Here is a 25,056-nt window from a genome sequence, read left to right on the forward strand (position 1 = left end):
AGATTTTCCCTTATTGATGGCCTGATTCTTCGATTTCCATGGTTCTTTTCGCCTCGCACTGTAAATTCGGTCACATTCGAACGCGGCGAGGAATGCCGCCGAGCCGCAAAGAAACAATCCTCCGGAGTAGAGCATGACTGATTTTTACAACCTCGTCCCCTCGGCCCCCGAGGGCCGCTTCGATGGCATCGAACGCCCCTATTCGCCGGAGGATGTGACGCGACTGCGCGGCTCGGTGCAGATCCGCCAGAGCCTGGCGGAAATGGGCGCCAACCGGCTGTGGAAGCTCATCCACGAGGAGGACTTCGTCAACGCGCTCGGCGCCATGTCCGGCAACCAGGCCATGCAGCAGGTGCGCGCCGGGCTGAAGGCGATCTACCTGTCTGGCTGGCAGGTCGCCGCCGACGCCAACACCGCCTCGGCCATGTATCCGGACCAGTCGCTCTACCCGGCCAACGCTGCCCCCGAACTCGTCAAGCGCATCAACCGCACCTTGCAGCGCGCCGACCAGATCGAGACCTCCGAAGGCAAGGGGCTTTCGGTCGATACCTGGTTCGCACCTGTTGTCGCCGATGCCGAAGCCGGCTTCGGTGGGCCGCTCAACGCTTTCGAGATCATGAAGGCGTTCATCGAGGCAGGTGCCGCCGGCGTCCATTACGAGGATCAATTGGCGTCGGAAAAGAAGTGCGGCCATCTCGGCGGCAAGGTGCTGATCCCTACCGCGGCCCACATCCGCAACCTCAATGCCGCACGCCTGGCAGCCGACGTGATGGGCACGCCCACCCTGGTCGTGGCGCGCACGGACGCGGAAGCGGCGAAGCTGCTCACCTCCGACATCGACGAGCGCGACCAGCCCTTCGTCGACTACGACGCCGGCCGCACGGTGGAAGGCTTCTACCAGGTGAGGAACGGTATCGAGCCCTGCATCGCGCGCGCCGTCGCCTACGCTCCCCACGCCGACCTTATCTGGTGCGAAACCTCGAAGCCCGACCTGGCGCAGGCGAGGAGATTTGCCGAGGGCGTGCACAGGCATCACCCCGGCAAGCTGCTGGCCTATAATTGCTCGCCTTCGTTCAACTGGAAGAAGAACCTCGACGACGCCACGATCGCCAGGTTCCAGAAAGAGCTCGGCGCCATGGGCTACAAGTTCCAGTTCATCACGCTGGCCGGTTTCCACCAGCTCAATTACGGCATGTTCGAACTCGCCCGCGGCTACAAGGAGCGGCAGATGGCAGCCTATTCGGAGTTGCAGGAAGCCGAGTTCGCGGCGGAGGCCAACGGCTACACCGCGACCAAGCACCAACGCGAGGTCGGCACCGGCTATTTCGATGCCGTGTCGATGGCGATCACCGGCGGACGGTCATCGACCACGGCCATGCATGAATCGACCGAGCACGCCCAGTTCAAACCGGCTGCGGAATAGCAAACCAGGGATCTCGGCAAACGCCCAAGGGCATACAGCAAGGAGAAGACCAATGGCATCGATAAGCCGCGTCAAGGAACGGGCCGAAGAGCAGTCGACCACGATGAGCATCGACCAGCAAGCGACGATCCGCATGCTGGCCAACGATCTGCACCGGCTCAACCAGTCGGTGATGAAGGCGGTGGAAGCCGGCGTCTCGGTCGAGCTGGTGCGCTCGGCACGACACCATGGCGGCGACGGCAATTGGGGGGACCTGTTGATCCCGGTCATCGTCACGCAGCAAAGCCATGGCTGATCGAAGATCGCGCAGGCCCGCCTCTCACCTGCGCCGTGTATGCGCAGGTGAATTTTATTTTCATGCAACCCAGGAATGGACAGAGCAGTACAGTACTGTTGCTTGAATTGACTGCTGCGGGAATGCTTTCCCCCAGCTTTTTATTTCGGCTTGACAGGGACCGCGATCTCACGCCAATTGTCGCCTGATTTCAACTCTGCATTGAAATGGGACGAGTTTCTTGGCTGACTTGGGTGCCCAGTGAAGCGTGACGACGAAAGCGCGAGACATCCGAATCTGGTGAGCCGGGATTCAGCCACGGAGACGATCCGTCAGACCTCGCAGGTGCTCGTTGTCGGCAAGTCGCCGATCAATCGGGTGGTGATTTCCAAGATCGTCGAGCGGTCCGGGCTCAAGCCGATCTCGGAATCACCCGACATGGCGGCGAAGACCTTGCGCTTGCTGGCCCTGGCCGTGATTGTCCTGGACGGCGGCGCCGATAACAGGGACTGCGACACTCTGATGCCCGGCATCGAGATGTTGCGGCGGGCTTCGGGTAAATCGCTCCCTCCGGTGGTACTGCTTTCAACCAAGAACGGCACGCCGGAGAGCCTTGGCCTTTCAAACGTCGTCGACGCGGTGGTGGCCAAACCGATTACGCCCGAGCGATTGCAGCCGGTGATTGATCGGCTGGTCAACCGCTGAGAGCGGCAAGCAAGCCCTATCCGGCGAGGCTTTCGATCAGTTCGGGTAGTTGTCCGAGATCGGAGATCTGCCGGAAGCGCGGTTCGGCAATCGGCGCTTCGACATGTTCAAGCACCCAGGTCAATTCGTGCGGCACATGAACGCCCCAGCCGCCGGCTTCGATGGCCGGCACCACATCGGACTTCAGCGAATTGCCGACCATCATGCTCCTGGCCGGGCCGTCGCCATGGCGACTGAAAACGCGCGCATAGGTAGCCGCGTTCTTGTCGCTGACGATCTCGATAGCGTCGAACAGATCGCCAAGGCCGGACCCGGCCAGCTTGCGTTCTTGGTCGAACAGATCACCCTTGGTGATCAGCACGAGGCGATAGGCGCCGGCGAGCCGTTCCACGGTCTCGCGCGCATGCGGCAAGACCTCGATCGGGTGGCTCAGCATCTCGCGGCCGGCGCCGAGGATCTCCGATATGACCGAAGCCGGCACGCGGGCTTGCGTGACCTCGATCGCCGTCTCGATCATCGACAGCGTGAACCCCTTGATGCCGAAACCGTAGACGGCAAGATTGCGTCTCTCCGCCTCCAGCAGCCGTGCCGAGATATGTTCCTCTTCGCCGTGATCGGCAAGCATGGCGGCAAAGCGCTTCTCGGTCATGCGGAAGAACTGTTCGTTCTGCCACAGCGTATCGTCGGCATCGAAGCCTATGGTGGTCAGTTCGCCGGTCTTCTGCATCGACGCCTTCTCGTATGTGAACGAGGCTGAACCTAATCTCGCAGCCGCGATTTTCAACCGCAACGGCCAATGCCGGCTGCTCCCCTTCCCTTCGGTCGCCGGGCACAGCTATACTCCTAAATCCGCAACCCAATCTGGTGAATGATGCCGCCTGCAAAAAAGGAAGTCCGTCCGTCGAGCCGCGGAGGGCGCGCCCGCACGCCTGCCTTCGTGAAAAACCTGCGTGGTGTGAAGAACTGGAAGGAAGTCAGCGAATGGCTGGAATGGCGCGGCATCGAAGACATCGAATGCATTACACCTGACCAGGCCGGCGTTGCCCGCGGCAAGATGATGCCGTCAAAGAAATTCACCTCCAACACCTCGCTGGCGCTGCCTTCAGCCGTATTCATGACCACCATCTCAGGCGGCTATCCCGAAGACGGCAACGGCTTCCATTATCCGGAGGACGACGGCGACCTCAAGCTCATGCCGGACCTGTCGACGCTGACGGTGGTGCCTTGGGAGGAAGACCCGACGGCGGCCGTCATCTGCGACCTCGTCCACCAGGACGGCCGTTCGGTGGAATTCACGCCGCGCAACGTGTTGAAGCGTGTTCTGGCCGCCTATGACAGGCGCGGGCTGAAACCGGTGGTGGCGCCCGAGATCGAATTCTATCTGGTGCGCAAAAACCCGGATCCGGATTACCCGCTGACGCCGCCCGTCGGCCGTTCGGGGCGGGCGATCGGCGGCGGCGCCGGTTATTCGATCGCCGGCGTCAACGAGTTCGACGAGCTGATCGACGACATCTATCATTTTTCCGAAAGCCAGGGCCTGGAGATCGACACGCTCATCCATGAAGAGGGCGCCGGCCAGCTCGAGATCAATTTGCGCCACGGCGATCCCGTCGAACTCGCCGACCAGGTGTTCATGTTCAAGCGCACTATTCGCGAGGCGGCGCTGAAACACGAAATCTACGCCACCTTCATGGCCAAGCCGATCCAGGGTCAGCCGGGCTCCGCCATGCACATCCATCAGTCGATCATCGACAAGAAGACGGGCAAGAACATCTTCTCGGCCGAGGACGGCTCGGAAACCGAGGACTTCTTCCATTTCATCGGGGGCATGCAGAAGCATGTGCCGAACGCGCTGGTCATGTTTGCGCCCTACGTCAATTCCTACCGCCGGCTGACGCAGTCCGCCTCGGCTCCGGTCAACAACAAATGGGGCTACGATAATCGCACAACGGCATTCCGCGTGCCGCGCTCGGATCCGGCGGCGCGCCGCGTCGAAAACCGCATCCCCTCCTCCGACGCCAATCCCTATCTGGCAATGGCCGCTTCGCTCGCCTGCGGGCTGATCGGCATCACCAACAAGATCAAGGCCGAACCTCCGGTGCTGACCACCGCCAATGCCGACGAGATCGACCTGCCGCGCAGCCTGCTCGAAGCCGTCGACCTGTTCGAGGGCGACGAGGAACTCTGCGCGCTTTTGGGCAAGTCCTTCGCCGCGACCTATGCGGCGATCAAGCGGGCGGAATTCGAGACGTTCATGGAAGTGATCAGTCCTTGGGAGAGGGAGTATTTGTTGCTCAATGTGTAGGGGAGTAGGGGAGTAGGGGAGTAGGGGAGTAGGGGAGTAGGGGAGTAGGGGAGTAGGGATGAATGGCCGAAAAGACAGGCTCTTACAAGGACTTGCTTGTTTGGCAGCAGGCAATGGATCTTGCTGTGGCAGTTTACAGCTCCACAAAATCATGGCCCAAGGAGGAACTTTATGGATTGACCAGCCAAGTCCGCCGTTCCGCAAGCTCGGTGCCGGCAAATATAGCTGAGGGGTATGGTAGAGAAATTCGAGGATCCTACCAACAGTTTCTTCGCATCGCCCAGGGATCATTGAAGGAGCTGGAAACTCAACTTCTGATCGCTGAGCGGACTGGCATCGCCTCGCAGGCGGCGACAGCGTCGTTGTTGGCCAGCACCGAAAGTGTGGGGAAGCTCTTGCGGCTTTTGATCCGCAAATTGTCCCCGGAATAGCCTACCCTACTCCCCTACTCCCCTACTCCCCTACTCCCCTACTCCCCTACTCCCCTACTCCCCTACTCCCCTACTCCCCTACTCCCCTACTCCCCTACTCCCCTACTCCCCTACTCCCCTACTCCGTGAGCATCATGCCCTACCAATCCCCGATCTCCCCCGGCCGTTCCTGGTACGAGGACACGGCCGGCCCGCGACCCGAGTATCCGGCGCTGGACGGTGACCGGAGCTGCGACGTCGTTATCGTTGGGGGCGGTTTCACCGGCTTGTCGGCGGCGGTGCATCTGGCCAAGGCGGGCACCAATGTGGTTTTGATCGAGGCGTATCGCTTCGGAGACGGCGCTTCCGGGCGCAATGGCGGCCAGCTCGGCACCGGGCAGCGCGCCTGGGCCGAGGAATTGGAGGCCGAGTACGGGTTTTCCCGCGCCAAGGCACTGTTCGACCTCGCCGAGGAGGCGAAGGCGCATCTGCTCGAATTCGCCGCCGCCAACCAGATCGATATCGACTACATGCCGGGCCAGCTCTCGGTTGCGCACAAGCCGCGCTATGTCGACGACTACAAGGCGCATGCCGAGATCATGGCCAGCCGCTTCTCCTATCCGCACATTTCGTTCATGGACGCGACGGAAACTGCGCAGCGGCTGGGCTCGACAGCCTATTTCGGCGGGACGCGCGACACCGGCACCGGCCATATCCATCCGATGAAACTGGTGATCGGCACGGCGCGGGCGGCGGCACAGGCCGGCGCACGATTGTTCGAAGCGACGCCGTCGACCGGCATTGTTTCGAGCGGCGGCACGGTGAAGGTTTCGACAGCCAGGGGGACGATCACAGCGCAGAAATGCCTGATCGCGGTCAATGCCCATGGCGGCACGCTCGAACCGGTGAGTGCCGCGCACATCATGCCGATCGGCTCGTTCATCGGCGCGACCGTGCCGCTTGGAGCGGATTCGAACGTGCTGCCGGGCGGCGAGGCCGTCGATGATTCCCGCTTCGTCGTGCGCTACTTCCGCAAGTCGAGGGATGGCCGGCTGCTGTTCGGCGGACGCGAGGTCTACGGCGTCAACGACCCCAAGGACATCCATATCCATATCCGCCGCCAGATCGCGGAACTCTATCCCGCACTGAGGGACGTCGAAATCACGCATGGCTGGGGCGGCTATGTCGGCATCACGGTGCCGAGAAAGCCGTTCGTGCGAGAAGTGATGCCGAATGTGATCTCGGCCGGCGGCTATTCCGGCCACGGCGTCATGCTGTCGAACTTCTTCGGCAAGCTCTATGCCGAAACGGTAGCCGGCAACCGCGACCGGCTAAAGCTGATCGAGGATTTGAAGATTCCGCCGTTCCCCGGTGGCCGGCGCTTGCGCGCGCCGCTGCTTTTCCTGGCGCTCAACTGGTTCGCGTTGCGCGACAGGATTTAACAATTGTTGAGTAATATCATGGGGGCCGCGACATCCAAGCGTTGCAGAATCTTCAGCAATGGCGCACTGATGCCACAATCGCGGGCAAAAAGTGCAATCTCTAGGCGAATATAGACGGGGATTTTCTGCGGGCCCGCCCGCTGTTTGATTTGGGACCGGTGCGACCGACGCACGCATTGCGGTGTTTGATCGAAGAACATCGGCCCCTTATGGAGGTGGCAAGAGTGAGAGAGCCCTTCAGTTTCGGTGCTCCGGAACGTCGGCGCTTTGCCATGCAGTTCGGCTACGACATGCGCCCGTCATTCTGGCAGGAAGTCCGTTCGAACTCGCATCTGGTGATTGCCGCGGTCGGCACGGCCGCGCTGCTCGGCGTGGCCGCGGTGGCACTGTGGCTGGCGTTGCCGGCGAACGAGCGGCAAGCGGTTGCCAATCCAGGGCAAGCCATTCCGGCCGTTCCGGTGAAGACGACGAAGATCGCGCCAGCGGGGATCACGGCGGCCGCGGCGGCGGTGCCGCAAGCGGCGCGAAAGTCCGACCAGGTCTCGCCGACCGTGGCTGTCTCGGAAGCCGCCATTCCGGCGCTCGCGGCGAACGACCCGCGCTGGACCGCCTCCCAATCGAAGACCGCACCGGCTGCTTCCGGCCAGTCGGCGAGCAAGGCCGGGCAGAGGCCTGACAAGCCGGCGGCGGCGGCATTCGCGCAACCCGCTGCCGACACCGACGCCGCCACCGAGCTCGCCAAGGTCGCGGCACCGGCCCCGGCGGCGGGCAGCAGTCCCGATGGCGCGCAGACCGCCGCCATTCCGGCCGCGCAACCACAAGTAGCGTCGCAGCAATCTGCCGCGCAGGATGACGACAGCAAGGCCGAACCGCGCAAAGCGGCCGCGGCTGGCACCGGGCGCATCCTCAGGGCCGTGACTATGCGTAGCGGCCCGAAGAAGAATGCGGCCGCCATCGTCACGGTGCCCGCCAAGACCTCGGTGCAAGTGATGAGCTGCAAGCGTTGGTGCCAGATCGTCTACAACGGCAAGACAGGCTGGGTCTACAAAACCTACATCAAGACCGGCGCCTGACGCACCAGCGCCACGATCAAGGCAGGCACGGCCGAGCCGATCTTTGGCGCAGCGATGACGGTGTGCGTCAGATGCAGCGCCCGCCGTCGACCTCCAGCGCAACGCCAGTAATGAAGACGGCCTCGTCGGATGCCAGCCACAGTGCCGCATTGGCGATGTCGAGCGGGGTCGAAAGCCGACCGAGGGGGATCGAGGCGCGGAATTTCTCGCGGATTTCAGGTGTATCGGCGCCCATGAATTTTTCCAGCATGCCGGTTTCGCCGGCCACCGGACACAGGCAGTTGACGCGGATGTTCTTCGGCGCGAGTTCCACCGCCATCGACTTGGTGGCGGTGATCGCCCAGCCCTTGGAGGCGTTGTACCAGGTGAGGCCGGGCCGAGGGCGCAGGCCAGCGGTGGAGGCCGTGGTCAGGATGACGCCCCCGCCTTGCCGCTCCATGATCGGCACGACGGCAAGGGCAGCATGATAGATGGCCTTCATGTTGACCGATGTGATCAGGTCGAACGTCGCCTCGTCGACTTCGAGCATGTCGCCATTGCGATGGGTGAACCCGGCATTGTTGACCATGATGTCGATACGTCCGAAGGCGCTTTTGGCGGCATGGACCATCTCGTCGAATTCGGAGCGCTGCGAAACGTCGGTCTGGGTCCAGATCGCCGCCTCGCCGATCTCGCCGGCTACGCGTTCGGCGCCCTTGGCATTGAGGTCGGCCACGACGATCCTGGCGCCCTCCTCGGCGAAGCGACGGGCAATGCCCTCGCCGAAACCCGAAGCGGCCCCGGTGACGATGGCGACCTTGTCCTTCAGACGCATGTTTTTCCGCTCCCTGGGTTCATCGCGTGGCTTTTACCGCGGGCTGCCGGCGTCATGGCCTGTGCCACGACAGGCAAAGCGCTGATTCTCCCTTAGCTTTCGTCACATTCACGTCCTATGCTGCAACTGCGAAGGCTTGGCGGAGTTGTCGTTTGCCGACAAGCCTTCGCTTGGTGCCAGTGTCAAGCGCACATCTGGACCGACGCAAATATGTAGCGATCGGTCGTCGATGTGACACCGTGGCACTGGAAAATTTAAATCGATTAGAATATATCAGCCGCGTACTCGCGACCGGCGTCAAAGCGGATAGACCATGACCAGCCAGATCATCCCCGTCGACCCTTTCGACTTCATCATTTTCGGTGGCACCGGCGACCTGTCGGAACGCAAACTTCTGCCGTCGCTCTACTATCGCCAGCGCGACCATCAATTTTCCGAGCCAACCCGCATCATCGGCACGTCGCGTTCGAAGATGAGTGATGACGAATTTCGGGCTTTCGCCAAGCAGGCTATTTCCGACCACGTCAAGGCGGCCGATATCGATCCCAAGGAGCTCAAAACCTTCCTGGCGCGGCTTTCCTATGTCCCGGCCGATGCCACGAGCGGCGCGGGGTTCGACAGGCTAAAGAAGGCGATCGGCGACAGCGACTGCATCCGCGCCTTCTATCTGGCGGTGGCGCCGGCGCTGTTCGGCGACATCTCGCACAAGCTGAAAGAACACGATCTGATCACGCCGAATTCGCGCATCGTGCTGGAGAAACCGATCGGCCGCGACCTCGCTTCGGCGCAAACGCTCAACGATCTGGTCGGCGACGATTTCCACGAAAGCCAGATCTTCCGCATCGACCATTATCTCGGCAAGGAAACGGTGCAGAACCTGATGGCGCTGCGTTTTGCCAATGCGCTCTACGAGCCGCTGTGGAATTCCGCCCATATCGACCACGTGCAGATCACCGTCGCCGAGACGGTCGGCCTGGAAGACCGTGTCACCTATTACGACAAGGCCGGCGCGCTGCGCGACATGGTGCAGAACCATATGCTGCAACTGCTCTGCCTGGTGGCCATGGAAGCGCCATCGTCGATGGACGCCGACGCCGTGCGTGACGAGAAGCTGAAGGTGCTGCGCGCGCTCAAGCGCATCAACGGCAACGAGGCGCCGAAGCACACGGTGCGTGGACAATACCGCGCCGGCGCTTCCGCAGGCGGGCCGGTGAAAGGCTATGTCGAGGAGCTCGGCAAGGACAGCAACACCGAAACCTTCGTCGCGATCAAGGCCGAGATCGGCAACTGGCGCTGGGCAGGCGTTCCGTTCTACCTCAGGACCGGCAAGCGGCTGGCAACCCGGGTCTCGGAGATCGTCATCGAGTTCAAGCCGATCCCGCATTCGATCTTCGGCGGCGACAGCGCCGGGCCGATCTTCGCCAACCAGCTGGTCATCCGGCTGCAGCCCGACGAAGGCGTCAAACAATTCATCATGATCAAGGACCCGGGTCCGGGCGGCATGCGGCTGCGGCAGATTTCGCTCGACATGAGCTTCGCGCAGTCCTTCGACGGCCGCGCGCCCGACGCTTATGAACGGCTGATCATGGATGTCGTGCGCGGCAACCAGACGCTGTTCATGCGCCGCGACGAGGTCGAGGCCGCGTGGAGGTGGATCGACCCGATCCAGAACGCCTGGGAAAGCGCCAGGCAGGAGGCACAGGGCTATACGGCGGGCACCTGGGGACCTTCGGCCTCGATAGCGCTGATCGAACGTGACGGGCGGACATGGCACGAGAGCAATTGAACAGCGCCAGCTACAACTGGAATGGCTTTTCCGACCGCGCGGAATTGGCGGCGGCGCTGGCCGAGCGCGTCGCCGATCGCCTGGCAAAGGCAATCGCGGCGCGCGGCACGGCGTTACTGGCCGTTTCCGGCGGCACGACGCCGGCAAAGTTCTTTGCTGCCCTGTCGGGAATGCCGATCACCTGGGACAAGGTAACGGTGACGCTGATCGACGAGCGCTTCGTGCCGGCCTCCTCGCCGCGTTCCAATGCCGGACTGGTGGCCGCCAATCTGTTGCAGAACGCGGCTGCGGCGGCACGGTTCGTGCCGCTCTATCACGAAGCCGTCAGCATCGAGGATGCCGCGAGATCGGACAATGCGGCGCTCCAGTCCCTGCCCTGGCCGCTCGACGTCGCCGTGCTCGGCATGGGACCTGACGGCCATACCGCCTCATTCTTTCCCGACGCGGACGATCTGGCGAAATTGCTCGACCCGTCCTCGGACAGGATCGTGCTGCCGGTTCATGCGGCAAGCGCCGGCGAGCCGCGGCTGACCCTGTCGCTGGCGCGCATCATCGATGCCGGCCTCCTGGCGCTGCACATAGAGGGCGAGGACAAACGCACCGCCTTCGACGGCGCGACCGGTGCCGGGCCTCGAAAGCCTATTCGCGCCGTGCTCGACGCATCGCCCTGGCCCGTAGAGGTTTTCTGGGCACCCTGATTCTAGACTTACTAGGTCCCGGCAACGACGGGAGGACGCTTCCGGGACCTCTCTTGAAAGGACCGAACGCCATGACCGCAAGACGCGATATCGAAGCCATCACGGAGCGCATCCGCCAACGCTCCAAGCCGGGCCGCGAGCGCTATCTCGGCCGCATCGCCAGCGCATCGAACCAGACCGCCAACCGGGCGGTGCTGTCCTGCGGCAATCTTGCCCATGGCTTTGCCGTGTGCAGCCCCTCGGAGAAAGTGGCGCTGGGTGCCGACAAGGTGCCGAACCTCGGTATCATCACCTCCTACAACGACATGCTGTCGGCGCATCAGCCCTTCGAGACATTCCCGGCGCTGATCAAGGAAGCGGCGCGGGAGGCCGGCGGCATCGCCCAGGTTGCCGGCGGCGTGCCGGCGATGTGCGACGGTGTCACCCAGGGGCAGCCGGGCATGGAGCTTTCGCTGTTCTCGCGCGATGTCATCGCCATGGCGGCCGCGATCGGCCTGTCGCACAATATGTTCGACGCCGCCGTTTATCTGGGCGTCTGCGACAAGATCGTGCCCGGGCTGGTGATCGCGGCACTGACCTTCGGCCATCTGCCGGCGGTGTTCATTCCGGCCGGGCCGATGACGACAGGCCTGCCCAACGATGAAAAGGCCAGGGTTCGCCAGCTCTATGCCGAGGGCAAGGCAGGCCGCGCCGAACTGCTGGAGGCCGAGTCCAAATCCTACCATGGACCGGGGACATGCACCTTCTATGGCACGGCCAACTCCAACCAGATGTTGATGGAGATCATGGGCCTGCACACGCCAGGCGCTTCCTTCGTCAATCCGGGCACGCCGCTGCGAGACGCCTTGACCCGCGAGGCGACCAAGCGGGCGCTGGCGATCACCGCGCTTGGCAACGCCTATACGCCGGTCGGGCGGATGATCGACGAGCGTTCCATCGTCAACGGCGTGGTTGGCCTGCACGCGACCGGCGGCTCGACCAACCATACCATTCATCTGATCGCCATGGCCGCAGCCGCTGGGATCGCGCTGACCTGGCAGGATATTTCCGACCTCTCGGAAGCGGTGCCGCTCCTGGCGCGCGTCTATCCCAACGGGCTTGCGGATGTGAACCATTTCCATGCCGCCGGCGGGCTCGGCTTCCTCATTCGCGAGCTGCTCGACGAAGGCGTGCTGCATGAAGATGTGCAGACGGTATGGGGCGAAGGCCTGCGGCCCTACGCAGTCGAGGCAAAGCTCGGTGCCGACGGCAGCGTCGTGCGCGAAGCCGCCCCGCGCGCGAGTGGCGACGCGAAGGTCCTGGCGCCGTTCAAGAAAGCCTTTCAGCCGACGGGCGGCCTCAAAGTGCTGGCCGGCAATCTCGGCCATGCCGTCATCAAGACGTCCGCGGTGAAGCCGGAACGGCGCCTCATCGAAGCGCCGGCCAAAGTGTTCGACAGCCAGCAAGGGCTGAACGAAGCCTTCAAGGCCGGCACGCTCACCGGCGACTTCATCGCCGTCATCCGCTTCCAGGGGCCGAAGGCCAACGGCATGCCGGAACTGCACAAGCTGACCACCGTGCTCGGCATCCTGCAGGATCGCGGCCAGCGCGTCGCACTGGTCACGGACGGGCGCATGTCCGGCGCCTCCGGCAAGGTGCCGGCGGCGATCCATGTCACGCCGGAAGCGGTCGAGGACGGCCCGATCGCCAGGATCCACGACGGCGACATCATCCGGCTGGATGCGGATGCCGGCACGCTTGAAGTGCTGGTACCGGCAGCGGAATTCGCGCTGCGTCGGACGGCGGAAGCCGATCTCATCGGCAATGAGTTCGGCTTCGGCCGTGAGCTCTTCGCCGGGTTCCGTCAGCTGGTGGGTCGAGCCGACCATGGGGCCAGCGCGTTTGGAACCGACGCAGCGGAATTCGCACTGCAATGAAAAGGGACGGCTCCTGGCCGCCGTAGCTGAAATGTGGATTACTTGCTTGTCGCAGGGATCGTCGTCAAAGTCGGTTATTTTGTTGCGAAGATTAGGATTTCTGACAATCGGACGTGGCCGAAAGGGCAAAGCGCAAGGCTTTCCGTAGATAACTCGTCCCACTGTGCTTCTGGAATGCAACTGCTCTCCGCTGGCGGCGTACGCTCGCTGTTCATGATTCCTCCGAATCACCACAAAATCGCGATTTTTTGCCAGCTCGCCATATGGGCAAATTCGCGAAGCTGCCGAAACCTACGACATGCAAGCCGAAGCTCCTCGGCAACGCCAGCTATGCGACGACCTTCGCCACCATGTCCGGATGCTGACCGATCACGCGCACATAGGCGATAGCGAAATCCGGCGCGGTTGCCCGCGCCTGCTCCCAATCGCGTAGCGTGCCGACCGGAACCCGGAAGCGGCTGGCGAACTCGGACTGCGACAGGCCAAGCCCGGTCCTCGTCTTGCGGATCAGGCGGGCGCGCTGGCCCCGGTCCATCGCCTCGGCCGTCACGTCGAAGTCTTCGGCGTCAGCCAGGTCAGCAGGTAGCGAGATATGCTCGTTCTTCACCCTTGTTGCTCCTTCTCACTGAGATGAAGCGGGGCTGTTCACCCCGCCAGACGAAGACCCCGGTGAACAGCTTCTCCCCGACGATGCCGACCACCTTGAACCGTTCCTCGCCGTCGATCTCTCGGATGGAGGGGATAATCAGATGGTTGTCGTCCTCAAAAGCCGATCGCCAAAGGCTAGCGGTAACTTGTGCTTTTCGCGGTTCGCCGCATCCTTGGCAGAGTCGAACCTGTCCTGCGTCATGGGCTACAATCATACGGGATTTCCGTATAGATCGCAAATCCCTTTTCACTCGTGAAATGTCGAGGGTTTTAGGAGCGCGACAAACCCACAGAGGAAAGGCGCTTAAACCGCTCGGTATGGTAACTGGAGCCGCTGGGTAAACCTTCGCTCGGCCGGCTAAAGCGCCGGCGATTTCGGGCAGCACATTCATCGCATCTCGTCCATGGTCGAGCTTTCAGCACGGCCGGAATGTCGTAGGTGTCGTTGATTGACTTGACGGTTCGCCAATCGAGACCGGCCTGGTAGGCCGGCTCGTGGGCCGCCCCTTCTGTTGCTGACAACCAAACCCTACTGAACCGTGATCTCGGCCCGTTCGCCAGCCTTGACTGTCACCGGCATCTCCTTGTCATGACCCTCATCCGACATATGCCGGACGACGACATAATCGCCGGCGGGGATCGTCTGCTGCCAGTTGTCGCCGTAGTTGAAGCCGAGCGATTTGCGCTTGCCATCGATGTCCTTTTTCGACGAAAACACCTCAATCGAATAAGCGCCGGGCGCCGATATTGCGAGCACGCCCGCATCGAGCACGACCTTCACGTCCTGGCTGTCGCCGGGCTTGATGCTGAAAGGCTGCTCGACGACGGCGAGATCGAGCGTTGTCACCGCCACATAGTCGTCGGGCGGCAGCCAGAACTTGCTGTCGGCCCCATAGGAGTGCTCGACGCTGTCGCGGCTGCCGTCGATCTTCTTCTTCGCCTTGACGATCTCAAAGCCGATGGCCGAATTGTCGGCCTTCTCGCCGCCAGACGTATAGTAGGCATTGAGCATGGCCTGGCCGACGCCGACCACGACGTCCTTTTCTACGGTCTGCCCGGCGGCGAGCTGGATTGTTTCCGTCACCGTGCCGGCACCGATCTGCACCGTCACCTTCTGTTCGCCCGCCGGCACGATGGCCTGGGTGTCGCCGTAATGGGTGGTGCTGCCACCGGGATAGGCGAAATCGACGCGGGCTTCGCTGCTGATCTCGGCACCCTGGCTGGCATGCGGGTGAATGATCAATGTGCCGGCGTTCAGGATAAAGAGCGGTTTTTGGACCTGGCCGGCCTCGATCTTGACCTTCTGCTCGACCTTGGCTTCGTCGTCGCGCGCGACGACGATATAGTCGCCGGGATCGAGTTTGCCGCTATAGCTGCCATATTCGGTGGTGACGGACTCGCCGCGCGAGCCGTCGGGGTTGGCTTTGTAAATCTCCCAGGCATTGCCGTCGGTGATCGGCTCGCCGCCTTCGGCCATCACCACGGTCGGCTGGAAATTGAAAGCAGGCCTTGCAGGCTCCGGCGCAGGCGCTGGCGCTGGCGCCGGTTCGGTTGCCGGCGCCGGCGCGGGGGGCGGTGACGGCGCCGGTGCGGCGACGGTTTCGACCAAAGCTTGCCGCAGCGCCTTCTCGTCGGACGCCTGGATGTACTTGCCGCCGGTGTTGTCGGCGAGGCAAGCGATCTGCTTGCCTTCGTCGGCCGTAAGGCCAAAGCCGACAACGTCGGCTGTGAAATCGACGCCGGACGATTCGAGTTCCTTGCCAAGCGCGCAAGGATCGCCGCCACAGGTCTCGAGCCCGTCGGTGATGAGAATGACGGTCGCCTTGTCCTCGGTGTATTTCAGCGCTTCGGCCGCCTGCTTGACGGCTGATGTCAGCGGCGTCTTGCCGAGGAATTTCATGCTGTCGGCCGCGGCCGAAATCGCGCTCGCCGAGCCGGCCTGCGGCGGTACGATCAGCTGGATATCCTCGCAACTGCCTTTCTTGCGATGGCCATAGGCCATGAAACCGAGTTCATCGTCGGCGGGAACCGATTGCAGCACGCTTCTCAGCGACTCACGGGCGATTTCCAGCTTGGGCCTGCCGTCGATCTGCGCCCACATCGACCCTGAAGCGTCGAGGATGATGATGAGCTTGTTCGCGGCAAAGCCGAATGTCGTCATCGACAAAAGGAGAAACGCCGCAGCGACGCTCCGTGCAAGTCCCGCCATCAAAATCTCCTGAGTAGCCGCCCCGTCCGCCGGCTGAAGCTATTTGAGCCCACCCTGGGACACAAGCCCGGACGCGGCTTGTCCGCGGCTTAGTAGGTGGTGCGGCGCTCTTCGGAAGGCGGGCGGCCAAACTGCAGCCGGTAGCTCTGGGCAAAATAGGAATGCGAGGTGAAGCCGGTGGCGATCGCCACATCGAGGATCGGCATGTTGGTCTGGCGCAACAATTCGCGCGCCCGCTCCAACCGCAGCCGCATGTAGTAGCGGCCGGGCGTGACGTTGAGGTGGCGCAGGAACAAACGCTCCACCTGACGCACCGAAAGGCCGGCCGATTTGGCGAGCTGCACCGCCGAGAGCGGCTCGTCGAGATGGTCGGCCATCAGCTCGACGATGCGCCTGAGCTTCTCCGACTTGCCGGTGAGATCGCGCTCCGGCCCGACGCGCTGGCGGTCGCCGGCCGAGCGGATGCGCTCGTGCTGGAACTGGTTGGCGACGCCATTGGCGAGGTTCGAGCCGAAGTCGCCGCGCACGATCTCCAGCATCAGGTCGATCGAGGTGGTGCCGCCGGCGCAGGTGTAGCGCTTGCGGTCGATCTCGAAGACGTTGCCAGTGCAGTTGATGTCGGGAAAGCGCTCGACGAAGCCGGCGCGGTTCTCCCAATGGATGGTGCAGCGATAGCCGTCGAGCTGGCCGGCCTCGGCCAGCAAATAGGATCCGACCGACAGCGCGCCGAGCGCATTGCCGCGCCGGCCCCAGCTGCGCAGCGCCGCCAGAACCTTGCTCTTGCCGGGAAACTCCGTGGTCAGCCCGACCGAGACGAAGAGGATGTCGACCGGCGGAAGGTCGGCAACCGCATAGTCGATCTTGAGCGGCAAGCCGTTGGACGCCATCACCGGATCGCCATCGGCCGATACCGTCGTCCAGCCGTAGAAATCGCGGCCGAGCAGCCGGTTCGCCGAACGGAACGTGTCGATCGCGGCGGCCAGCGAGAACATGGAGAACTTGTCGACCAGCAGGAATGCGAATTGCCGGCCGCCTTGAACGGGATCATTCATGACCGGCCGTTCCAAGGGAATAGTTGGGTTCGGCAAAGCTGCTGCTTTCTGGTGGTCAGAAGGAGGGCCGTTTCAACCCGGCCGCAAGGTAGGCGGAGGCTAACGTATTGGCCATCAGCATGGCAATGGTCATCGGCCCGACGCCGCCGGGCACGGGCGTGATGGCGCCGGCGGCCTTCGCCGCTTCGGCATAGGCGACGTCGCCGACGAGGCGGGATTTGCCCTCCCCCTTCTCCGGGGCCGGGATGCGATTGATGCCGACGTCGATGACGGTTGCGCCGGGCTTCACCCAATCGCCCCTGATCATCTCCGGCCGGCCAACGGCGGCGACGAGAATGTCGGCGGTGCGGGCCAGCCCCGGCAGATCCTTCGTGCGGCTGTGCGCGATGGTGACGGTGCAATTGGCGGCGAGCAGGAGATTGGCCATCGGCTTGCCGACGATGTTGGAACGGCCGACGACGACGGCATTGAGGCCCGACAGATCCTTGCCGCGCACGCGCTCGATCAGGAGCATCGAGCCGGCGGGCGTGCAGGGAACGAAAGCGGTGTCGAGTTCGCCGGTGCCGAGCTTGCCGACATTGATGAAATGGAAGCCGTCGACATCCTTCTGCGGCGCGATCGCCTGGATGACCTTGCCGGCGTCGATGTGGGCGGGAAGCGGAAGCTGCACCAGGATGCCGTTGATGGCGGGATCGGCGTTGAGGTCGGCGATGATCTTGAGCAGCGCCTCCTGGGAGGTGTCCGCCGGCAGCGTGTGCTGGACCGAATGAAAGCCGCATTCCTTGGCGGTGCGGGATTTGGAGGCGACGTAGACCTGGCTCGCCGGATCCTCGCCGACGATAACCACGGCGAGGCCGGGCTGGATCTTGCCCTTGGCGACAAGCTCCGCGGTCAAGGTCTTCACCGTCCGCACCACGTCTTCGGCAACGCTTTTGCCGTCAATCACTTCGGCCATATGAATCACCCCTCGATACGTTCCGCCAAACCGGCCGCGTCTGAAAATGCGGCGTTTTGGATCCTTTTCTCAATCGTGTGCCGAAGCCTGCATGACCCGGCCAGCCGGGCTGCGTCTCCGGCAAGACACCGCGCGGCATTTTGACGAAAATTCGAACACGCAATCCCGTCAAAGCGCCGTCCGATGCCGTTTACGCGAAACCGGCCCGCTTTTGTTCGACACAGGAGACTATCTTGTGGCTCAGAAATAGCGGCGGCCGGCGCGGCTCTCGGTAAGCTCGCGAACAGCCTCGCGAAATTCGCGCAGGCTGGCGCGAATTTCCTCGATCGACGCCTGCTCGGCGCCCTTCTCGGCGGCGGCGGGCTGCTCCAGCGGCGCGGCGGGATAGGCCGACGGCTGAGCCGGAGCGGGTGCGGCCGGGTAGGGCATGGGCGCGCCATAGGGCGCCGCGGCCTGGGGATGGCCTGCCGCCGACCGCGTCTGCCAAGGCTGCATGTGCGGATAGACCAAGGGCTGCGCATAGGGATGGGACGAGGCCGGATACATCGCCTGCTGCGGCACCAGGGGCGACCGCAATGGCGGTCCCATGGGCCGCGTATAGCCGGCGTCCGCGTCTGGCTGAAAAGATGGCCGCGGATAGTCTGGAGCTGGCGGGCGATGTCCAAAGGCGGAATCCGGAGCCGGATAGTCGGGAAATGCCGGAGTGCTCGCCGGCCGGCCCTCTTCGGCGACAGCGGCCGATGCAGATGCACCGGGAAACGCATAGTCCTGCGCCTCGGTGCCGGGCTTGCGGGACACGGCTTTGCGCAGCCTCGACATCAGCAAGCCGATCCGGCTTGGACCCTCGGTGGCAGCGGCTCCGGGCTGCGCGGCAAGCGGCGGCACTGATGCTGGTGGCGGCGGCGGTGATTGCGGCGGCGATGCTTGCGGTATCGGCGGCGCCGGCGGAGGCGGCGCCCGGAATGCCTGGTCATCGAGCGGCGCCCGGCGCTCCTCTATCTTGCGGTCACGGCGGGATCGTGACCCGGCGGTCTCACGCAGGCTTTCATAGGCGCCGCGCATGGCGCCGAGACCGACGCCGGAGGCAAAGCCCAGCAGCAGGCCGGCAAGCGCCACCACGGCGCGCGACGGCCCGTTCGGCTCCAGCGGAATGGAGGCGGGCGAGATGACGCTCATATTGGCGGTGTTGATATTCTTCTGCTCGCCGGTCTCCTTGGCGCGCAGAAGATATTGCTCATAGACCGAGCGCTTGGCCGAGGCCTCGCGTTCCAGTTCGCGCATCGAGACAAGGTCGCTGTTGACGTCGCCGCTGCGCACCTTCATCTGCGCCAGGCGGGAAGCAAGGTCCTGTTCGAGCTGGACCGAGCGTTTCAGGTCAACCTGCAGCGACGACGCGATGCGGCTGAGTTCGGCGACGATGCGTTCGCGCGCGCCGGTGAGCTGGGCCTCGAGCGCCTGGCGCTCGGGATGGCGCGGTCCGAGCCGGACCGCTGCCCGATCAGCCTCCTGTTTGAGCGTTGCGTATTGCGAGCGCAGATCGCTCATGGAGTTGGAGTTGATCTCTTCAGGCAAGGTGCCGCTGAGCACCGAATTCACGTTGACCTGACGTGCCGAGGCCGCGCGGGCGTTCAGCTCCAGCGTGCGGGCGCGGGCGACGGAAAGCTGCTCGTTGAGCTTGAGCATCTGGTCGTCGCTGATCAGATGGCCCTGCGCGTCGACAAGATCATGGGTGGCCCTGAAATCCTCGACCTTGCGCTCGGCGGCTTCGACGCCCTTGCGCATCTCGTCGAGTTTCGCCGTCAGTTCGTTGTTGGCCCGGCCGGCAGTGTCGGACTGGATTTCACCCGAAGTCTGCAGGAAAACCTTCGTCATCGTTTCCGCGATGAGCGCCGATTTCTGGGCGTCCTGCGTGGTGACGCCGATGGTGATCACGGAGGTCTTGCCGCCGCGCTCGACCGAAACGCTCTCGGCCAGGTTGACGATGGCAAGGGAAAGGCGGCGGGATTGGTCGACACCGCCCGGTCCGTCCTGGCGCAACAGGATCGAGCGGATCAGCGACATGACGCCCAGGCCGCCATTGCCTTGGCCGTTGAACTCGGGGTCGTCGACCAGGTCGAGCTCCTGGACAACCTTGTTCAACACGGTGCCGGAGGTCAGCAACTTGATCTGGTTCTCGACGTTGACGAGCGCCGCGTCGGGCATGACCACCGCCTGGGTGAGATCGCGATCCGTAAGCTTCAGGTCGCGCGGGTCGACGATCAGTTCGGTGGTGGACTCGTATTTCTTCGGCGTCGACAGGGCAATCGCAACGCCGAGCGCCGCGCCCAGTACCGTCGTGGTGATGATCAGCGCTTTGGACCTGGCGACGCCGCGAACCACCTGCATCGGATCGATCAGGGGCTTCCATTGCTGGCTGTCGGCATCCTCGCCAGGAGATGTTCCCGCTTCGCTCGCGCTCAGCGGTTCGGATGTGCTGCGCGGGGAATCAACGCTCGAGGCGATCTCAGGAACCGTCTCTTCATACGGCATCGCCGAGTCCGAACCGCCGATACCGGCCCCATCGTGCGAACGCGAAATGCCGGCGGACGCCGGAGCCGGCTCGCCGCCCGGCTGCAAGCGTTGCGTTGCGGTGGATGCGGAAGGCGCCGGATTCATCTTCGCCTCGCGCTGCGAACGCGCCAGGCGATGACGTGTGGCGGCATCCTCGCGCCATGACGGATTTGCCCGATCCCCTAGCGAGACCAGCGATGCCTCGTCCTCACCGCGCACGGCTTGGCCAAGCGCCAGCAAGGATCGCTCGCGCCTCCAGTCCTCACGATTTTCCCTGTCGCCCATTGTCGCGGAGCTTACTTTCAGCCGCCAGACAGCGGCAGTCGGCCATTTGTTAAGCCACGCTAAACAAGCATAGAAAACAAAAGGTTAATTTTAGGCGGCCGAAAGCATTGCTTGATGCCGGCTGCTTGGAATTTCAGCAGATGCAGGAAGATTTCAGAAGGGCACGTTAAACTTTGCCGCCTATGCCTTTCCCTGACCTATGACTGAGGCCAGCGACATACCGCAGAGGCGGCCCCTCGCCCGGATCGGCACCTTCGTGGCCGAAAGACGGGGGATGGTTCGCGACTATTTTTCAGCGATCAGCGGCGCCGGCGGGCGGCTGGTGTTTTCACTCGCCTACTTCATCGCCTTGGCCAATACGCTTTCCATCGCCGAGTTCGGCATGTTCGCCACCGCCTCGGCCGCCGGAGTGATGCTGTCGCGGCTTCTGGCCTTCGGCTTCATCTCGGCACTCTACCGCACCGCCACCATCCGCCCCAACCTGATTGGCACCTTCACCGCAGGCTTCCTGCTGCTGGGCATCGTCTCGTTGCCGCTGCTCGCTGCGGCCTCCTACATCGTCTACCTGATCTTCTTTGCCAGCACCGTGCCGCTGCCGGTGTTCGCGGCAATCGTCTTTGCCGAGGCGCTTCTGTGGCGGCCGGTGGAGGTGGCGCTGATCGTCAACAACGGTCTCGGCAAATTCGGCCGTGCCGCCGTGCTGGCGATCCTGGCGACGGCGTTGCGGGCGGCCGGCGCGGTGCTGTTCATGTTCTGGGCGCAACACAGCGTCTGGGTGTGGTCCTGGTTCTATATCGGCGCGAACGCGGCCTCGCTGCTGGTCGCGTTCGGCCTCTTCTATCCGCGCCAGCGGCTGCGGCTGCGCGGCGAGCTCTATCTCAGGCGGCTCGCCGATTCGATCTACGTCGCCGGCGCCGAGGTGTTGTTCTACCTGCAGATGGAGTTCGACAAGCTTCTGGTGCTGGCGATCGGCGGGCCGCACCTGGCCGGCATCTATGCCATCATCATGCGGCTGGTCGACCTGACGGCGATCCCGATCCGCACCTTCTCCATGATGCTGGTGCAGCGCATGATGCGTGCCCCGGAGCTCTTGTCACGGCTGGCGGTCAAGAGCGGCATCGAAGGCGGCGTGTTCGCGGTCTCGACGCTGGCGCTGCTGGTGCTTGCCGTGGTGCTGCATTTCTTCCCCGGGGCGCTCGGCAAGAACGTCTCGGAGGCCGCTCCCCTTGTGGCGCTTGCGATCGGCGTTCCGGGACTGCGCAATCTGGTCGAATACCAGGCGGAGCTTCTGTTCGCGCGCGGCCAGACGCTGGTGCGGGCGATCAATCTCGGCCTGCTCGCCGCTCTCAAGGCGCTGCTGCTGACCTATGTGCTGGTAACCATTGCCGACACATCGAACCTGGTGCTGTCGCTCAACGTCGTCTTCCTGCTGCTCTATCTCGCGTCGATGCTGCTGACCTATTCGGCGCTACGCAAGCCGGCGAAGGCGATCTGATCCTTCATCCGGGCAGTCTTTCCGAGAACCGGTTCGCTTTTCAGGATCAGGATCGGTCGAGCCCGATCAGCCGGCGGATGCGGCCGGTATCGGTGCCGATGAAGGACTGCATGCCGATCGCCACCTGTTCGGGCGCCATGGCGGCAACGAAGCGACGGAATTCATCATCCGACAGCGCCTCACCGGTCCAGTGGACGCGGCAGAATTCTTCCGAGCCATGGAAGTGACCGGCGCCGTCCAGCAGATCGTCGACATAGCGGCCATAGATCATGCATTCGGAGAATTTGCGCGCCGAGCCGACGACCTCGACCCAGTTTCGGCCATGCACCTCCTCGATCCGACTGCACATGGCCAGCACGGTGTCGCGGCGCCAGGCGATCAGCGTCGAAATGTAATCGTGAACCGAATTCCTCGACGGATCGATGCCGAGCGCGGAGCCGGCATTGCGCGACCATGTGCGATGCTCGTCATGACCGTCCTGCGCAAGCACGCCGTCACGGCGGAACAGCCGCGCCTTGCCGTCGCGCCAGAACGCGCCGCAATCGAAGGGCTTCAGGAAGGCGACGTCGGAATCGCAGAAGACCAGGACGTCCTGGCATGCGTGCGCCGCAACTGCAATGCGGCGCAGTTGCTGCACGTGCCAGCCGCGCAGCGGCTGCGTCTTCAGGCTGAGCCAGACGCGCCGCCGGAACAGGCTAAGCGGATCGTCGAAGACATGCAGCCAGCGCGGCAGCAACTCACGTTCGTCGACGACGGATCGGTTGGCGCTCTCCAACCGGCGAAACAATTTAACGTCCCGGGCTTCGACCAGAATGTAATGATGCGCGACGCCCGTGACGTGGCGGTCGAGGGTTTCGCAGAGCAGGCGGCAACGCTCGAAATCCGGCGCATAGCTTGCCGTCACCATGGCTGCCGTCGGCGTTGCCCGAAGCAGTCCGGGTTCGGCGATCGCGCCCGGAACGAACCTCTCGTTCAACGGACGTCTCCGGCTTGGGGCCGGAACAATTTCTGTTTGAGGACCCGCCACAGGAACAAGGGGTTGCCGACCACATAGCGGCGCCAGAGCCGTCCCGGCTCGACCGCCAGCCGAAACAGCCACTCCAGCCTGAGGCGCCGTATCCACAAGGGCGCGCGCGGCACGGCGCCGCTGAGAAAATCCAGCAGCGCGCCGACCGCGACCGGCAGGGTGCAGTGGCGCTCGTCGATGTGCCGTTCGATCCACAATTCCTGGCGCGGCACGCCCATGGCGACCAGCAGCATATCAGGCCGCAGCGCCGCGATGCGTTCGATGATTTCCGGCTCCTGCGCAGCGGAGAAGTAGCCGTCATGGATGACCACGAATCTGTGCTGGACGGCAATCGCCGCGAGCTTCTTCGACGCGGCCTCGGCATTGACGCGCGTCGCGCCGAGCAGCCCCACGGTCAGCGGCCGGGTCACCGACCGCAGAAAGGCCGGTACGAAGTCGGTGCCGTTGAGATTGTCCGGAAACGGCGCGCCATAGAGAAGCTGCGCTGCGAGATCGACGCCGATGCCGTCCGGCAGGATGAGAAAATCGTCGAGCGCCTGGGCGAACACCGGATCGGTGTAGGCGAGATTGGCGTTATGGGCGTTGAGGAAGCTGACCTTGGTGAAGCGTCGTTCCGCGATCAGCCGCGTCAGCAGGGCGATCGCGTCGTCCCAGCGAATGGCGAGCACGGAGATGCCGAAGATCGTCTTCAATGTGTCGGGCCCGAATGCGGCGCGGGCGGCGTGCATGTTCATGCAAACGCCTCCTGCATGACCGGACCGAGCTTCTCCAGGCCAAGCCGGATGGCGGCGTCGAGCGCCTTGAGCTGCCGGCGGTGGAACACGCTGCCGTCAACGTCGCTTATGTCGGCCGCCGCGGTCTCCAGCGCCTTGGCAAAGGCGACCGGATCGTCGGTGACCGCGCAATTGACCGGGCGATGGTCAATGCCGCGCAGCGCGTGGCTGGTGGCGACGGCGGGCAGGCCTAGCTCGAACGTTTCGATCGTCTTCAGCTGCACGCCGCTGCCGGCGGTGCTGATGAGCGGGATGACGGCGCCGCCGCGTATGAAAGCCTGGGCGTCCGGCACGCGTCCGACGAAAGCGACGCCGGGATGCGTCGAGGCGATGTCAGACGGCATGCTGCCGGCGATCCTGATGCGGAAGTCCGGGCGCAGATGCGGTACCACCTTGTCCAGGAACCAGCCGAGCCCGATGCGGTTCGGCTGCCAAGTCCAGGTGCCGATCAGCGCGGCGTCGCACTCAATCTTGCGCCGGCCGTTGTGCGGCGGTGGCGTGGCGCCCGTCACCAGCGGCAGCACCGCCGAGCGGTCGTCGGAGGCCACGCCAAGTGCCGAACGGTCTTCCTCGGCCAGCGTGAAGACGAAACGCGCGCGGCGGCACAGACGCTCTTCCACGCTCTCGAGCAGCCTTGCCTCGCGGCGGAACAACAGGCGCTGGAAGATGCCCGGGGCGGCAGCGGCATTTTCCCGCGCCGAAAGATGCTCGACATTGTGGGCGACGAAGATCGAAGGCCGCTCGTCGAAGAGCTTTTCGAAGGCGCCGGCGAACTGCACGGAATTAAGCACATAGCCGTCGAAGGGGCCGGCGCGCTCGATGGCGGCGAGGACTTCGGCATCGGAGACCGCACGCAACTTGGCCGACGCGAAGGTGAGGCCCGAAAGCATCGCCTTGCCGACCCAGGCAAGCTTTTGCAGCGCTGAAGCATTTTCGGTGCGCACGTCCACGGCACCCAGCACGATGGTGCTTTCAGGATCGGCGGCGGCTTTCCCCGGCCAGATGAAGCCGATGACGGTGACGCGCGCGCCGGCGCGCCGCAAGGCAGCGATGATTGCAGCATTGGCGATCTCGTAGCCCGATGCGAGAGCGCCATCGGGCACGATCGATGTGGCGAACAGCAGATGCATCTCACCTATCCTGTGGTGCAGCCGGTAGCAAAGCGCGGTGAACCCTTGATTAAACGCGCGCGCATCGACGACCCAAAACCTCGGCT

The 25,056-nt window shown here is 63.7% G+C and carries 22 protein-coding genes; 11 read left to right on the forward strand and 11 right to left on the reverse strand.

Annotated elements, in window-relative coordinates; translation table 11 throughout:
* The first annotated feature begins 133 nt into the window (after positions 1-133).
* From aceA to FJ972_RS26530, 3 genes are all read left to right on the forward strand, one after another.
* Positions 134-1,423, forward strand: a complete 1,290-nt coding sequence (gene aceA / locus FJ972_RS26520; RefSeq protein ID WP_140498528.1) for an isocitrate lyase — start codon at positions 134-136, stop codon at positions 1,421-1,423.
* Positions 1,424-1,475: 52 nt separating this feature from the next.
* Complete coding sequence (locus tag FJ972_RS26525; protein WP_140498529.1) at positions 1,476-1,718, forward strand: hypothetical protein; 243 nt, start codon at positions 1,476-1,478, stop codon at positions 1,716-1,718.
* Between the two features lie 240 nt (positions 1,719-1,958).
* Positions 1,959-2,402, forward strand: a complete 444-nt coding sequence (locus tag FJ972_RS26530) for a response regulator (RefSeq protein WP_140525262.1) — start codon at positions 1,959-1,961, stop codon at positions 2,400-2,402.
* Positions 2,403-2,418: 16 nt separating this feature from the next.
* Here FJ972_RS26530 and FJ972_RS26535 read toward each other — a convergent pair whose 3' ends face one another.
* A complete protein-coding gene (locus FJ972_RS26535; RefSeq protein ID WP_140498531.1) occupies positions 2,419-3,129 on the reverse strand; it encodes an HAD family hydrolase in 711 nt (236 codons plus the stop codon).
* A 141-nt stretch (positions 3,130-3,270) separates the two neighbouring features.
* Between FJ972_RS26535 and FJ972_RS26540 the strand changes: the two genes are divergently transcribed.
* The 4 genes from FJ972_RS26540 to FJ972_RS26555 all read left to right on the forward strand — a co-directional run bounded on the left by FJ972_RS26540 (position 3,271) and on the right by FJ972_RS26555 (position 7,632).
* On the forward strand, positions 3,271-4,707 hold the full coding sequence (locus tag FJ972_RS26540) for a glutamine synthetase family protein (RefSeq protein WP_181168425.1): 1,437 nt from the start codon (positions 3,271-3,273) through the stop codon (positions 4,705-4,707).
* Between the two features lie 62 nt (positions 4,708-4,769).
* Positions 4,770-5,138 (forward strand): four helix bundle protein, encoded by a 369-nt coding sequence (locus FJ972_RS26545; RefSeq protein WP_140561378.1) that lies wholly within the window; start codon positions 4,770-4,772, stop codon positions 5,136-5,138.
* A 134-nt stretch (positions 5,139-5,272) separates the two neighbouring features.
* Complete coding sequence (locus FJ972_RS26550; RefSeq protein WP_140525579.1) at positions 5,273-6,559, forward strand: NAD(P)/FAD-dependent oxidoreductase; 1,287 nt, start codon at positions 5,273-5,275, stop codon at positions 6,557-6,559.
* A 224-nt stretch (positions 6,560-6,783) separates the two neighbouring features.
* Positions 6,784-7,632 carry an SH3 domain-containing protein gene (locus FJ972_RS26555; RefSeq protein WP_224656002.1) on the forward strand — a complete coding sequence of 283 codons (849 nt, stop codon included), beginning with the start codon at positions 6,784-6,786 and terminating at the stop codon, positions 7,630-7,632.
* Positions 7,633-7,699: 67 nt separating this feature from the next.
* On the opposite strand, the gene FJ972_RS26560 is transcribed toward FJ972_RS26555, so the two are convergent.
* Complete coding sequence (locus tag FJ972_RS26560; RefSeq protein WP_140513390.1) at positions 7,700-8,446, reverse strand: SDR family oxidoreductase; 747 nt, start codon at positions 8,444-8,446, stop codon at positions 7,700-7,702.
* A 313-nt stretch (positions 8,447-8,759) separates the two neighbouring features.
* On the opposite strand from FJ972_RS26560, the gene zwf reads away from it, so the two are divergent.
* The 3 genes from zwf (at position 8,760) to edd (ending at position 12,846) form a co-directional block, all read left to right on the forward strand.
* A complete protein-coding gene (gene zwf, locus FJ972_RS26565; RefSeq protein ID WP_140501096.1) occupies positions 8,760-10,232 on the forward strand; it encodes a glucose-6-phosphate dehydrogenase in 1,473 nt (490 codons plus the stop codon).
* Positions 10,214-10,930: a 6-phosphogluconolactonase gene (pgl, locus tag FJ972_RS26570; RefSeq protein ID WP_140525578.1), complete on the forward strand. Its 717-nt coding sequence runs from the start codon at positions 10,214-10,216 to the stop codon at positions 10,928-10,930. Before zwf ends, pgl begins: the two co-directional genes overlap by 19 nt.
* A 71-nt stretch (positions 10,931-11,001) precedes the next feature.
* The gene (gene edd, locus FJ972_RS26575) at positions 11,002-12,846 is read left to right on the forward strand and encodes a phosphogluconate dehydratase (RefSeq protein ID WP_140525577.1); all 1,845 of its coding nucleotides are present in this window, start codon (positions 11,002-11,004) and stop codon (positions 12,844-12,846) included.
* A 328-nt stretch (positions 12,847-13,174) separates the two neighbouring features.
* Here the strand turns inward: edd and FJ972_RS26580 are convergent, their stop codons facing one another.
* The 6 genes from FJ972_RS26580 to FJ972_RS26605 all read right to left on the reverse strand — a co-directional run bounded on the left by FJ972_RS26580 (position 13,175) and on the right by FJ972_RS26605 (position 20,545).
* Complete coding sequence (locus FJ972_RS26580; protein WP_140513384.1) at positions 13,175-13,453, reverse strand: helix-turn-helix domain-containing protein; 279 nt, start codon at positions 13,451-13,453, stop codon at positions 13,175-13,177.
* Positions 13,422-13,886, reverse strand: a complete 465-nt coding sequence (locus tag FJ972_RS30380) for a BrnT family toxin (protein ID WP_413466308.1) — start codon at positions 13,884-13,886, stop codon at positions 13,422-13,424. The genes FJ972_RS26580 and FJ972_RS30380 overlap by 32 nt, the downstream gene beginning before the upstream one ends.
* A gap of 137 nt (positions 13,887-14,023) precedes the next feature.
* The gene (locus FJ972_RS26590) at positions 14,024-15,703 is read right to left on the reverse strand and encodes a vWA domain-containing protein (RefSeq protein WP_140513380.1); all 1,680 of its coding nucleotides are present in this window, start codon (positions 15,701-15,703) and stop codon (positions 14,024-14,026) included.
* A gap of 89 nt (positions 15,704-15,792) precedes the next feature.
* The gene (locus tag FJ972_RS26595; RefSeq protein ID WP_140501084.1) at positions 15,793-16,755 is read right to left on the reverse strand and encodes a GlxA family transcriptional regulator; all 963 of its coding nucleotides are present in this window, start codon (positions 16,753-16,755) and stop codon (positions 15,793-15,795) included.
* Positions 16,756-16,810: 55 nt separating this feature from the next.
* The gene (gene folD, locus FJ972_RS26600; RefSeq protein ID WP_140501082.1) at positions 16,811-17,710 is read right to left on the reverse strand and encodes a bifunctional methylenetetrahydrofolate dehydrogenase/methenyltetrahydrofolate cyclohydrolase FolD; all 900 of its coding nucleotides are present in this window, start codon (positions 17,708-17,710) and stop codon (positions 16,811-16,813) included.
* A 240-nt stretch (positions 17,711-17,950) separates the two neighbouring features.
* Positions 17,951-20,545 carry a GumC family protein gene (locus FJ972_RS26605; RefSeq protein ID WP_140525576.1) on the reverse strand — a complete coding sequence of 865 codons (2,595 nt, stop codon included), beginning with the start codon at positions 20,543-20,545 and terminating at the stop codon, positions 17,951-17,953.
* 199 nt (positions 20,546-20,744) lie between these two features.
* Here FJ972_RS26605 and FJ972_RS26610 point away from each other — a divergent pair, with 199 nt between their 5' ends.
* Positions 20,745-22,040 carry a lipopolysaccharide biosynthesis protein gene (locus tag FJ972_RS26610; RefSeq protein WP_140525575.1) on the forward strand — a complete coding sequence of 432 codons (1,296 nt, stop codon included), beginning with the start codon at positions 20,745-20,747 and terminating at the stop codon, positions 22,038-22,040.
* 46 nt (positions 22,041-22,086) lie between these two features.
* On the opposite strand, the gene FJ972_RS26615 is transcribed toward FJ972_RS26610, so the two are convergent.
* Genes FJ972_RS26615 through FJ972_RS26625 form a run of 3 tightly spaced genes read right to left on the reverse strand, consistent with a single transcriptional unit; the run spans position 22,087 to position 24,970 of the window.
* The gene (locus tag FJ972_RS26615; RefSeq protein WP_140525574.1) at positions 22,087-23,016 is read right to left on the reverse strand and encodes a DUF6492 family protein; all 930 of its coding nucleotides are present in this window, start codon (positions 23,014-23,016) and stop codon (positions 22,087-22,089) included.
* Positions 23,013-23,801 (reverse strand): WecB/TagA/CpsF family glycosyltransferase, encoded by a 789-nt coding sequence (locus tag FJ972_RS26620; protein ID WP_140525573.1) that lies wholly within the window; start codon positions 23,799-23,801, stop codon positions 23,013-23,015. The genes FJ972_RS26615 and FJ972_RS26620 overlap by 4 nt, the downstream gene beginning before the upstream one ends.
* Positions 23,798-24,970 carry a glycosyltransferase family 4 protein gene (locus FJ972_RS26625; protein WP_140525572.1) on the reverse strand — a complete coding sequence of 391 codons (1,173 nt, stop codon included), beginning with the start codon at positions 24,968-24,970 and terminating at the stop codon, positions 23,798-23,800. The genes FJ972_RS26620 and FJ972_RS26625 overlap by 4 nt, the downstream gene beginning before the upstream one ends.
* Positions 24,971-25,056: the final 86 nt, after the last annotated feature.

It is taken from the genome of Mesorhizobium sp. B2-1-1, from assembly GCF_006442975.2.
GTDB lineage: Bacteria > Pseudomonadota > Alphaproteobacteria > Rhizobiales > Rhizobiaceae > Mesorhizobium.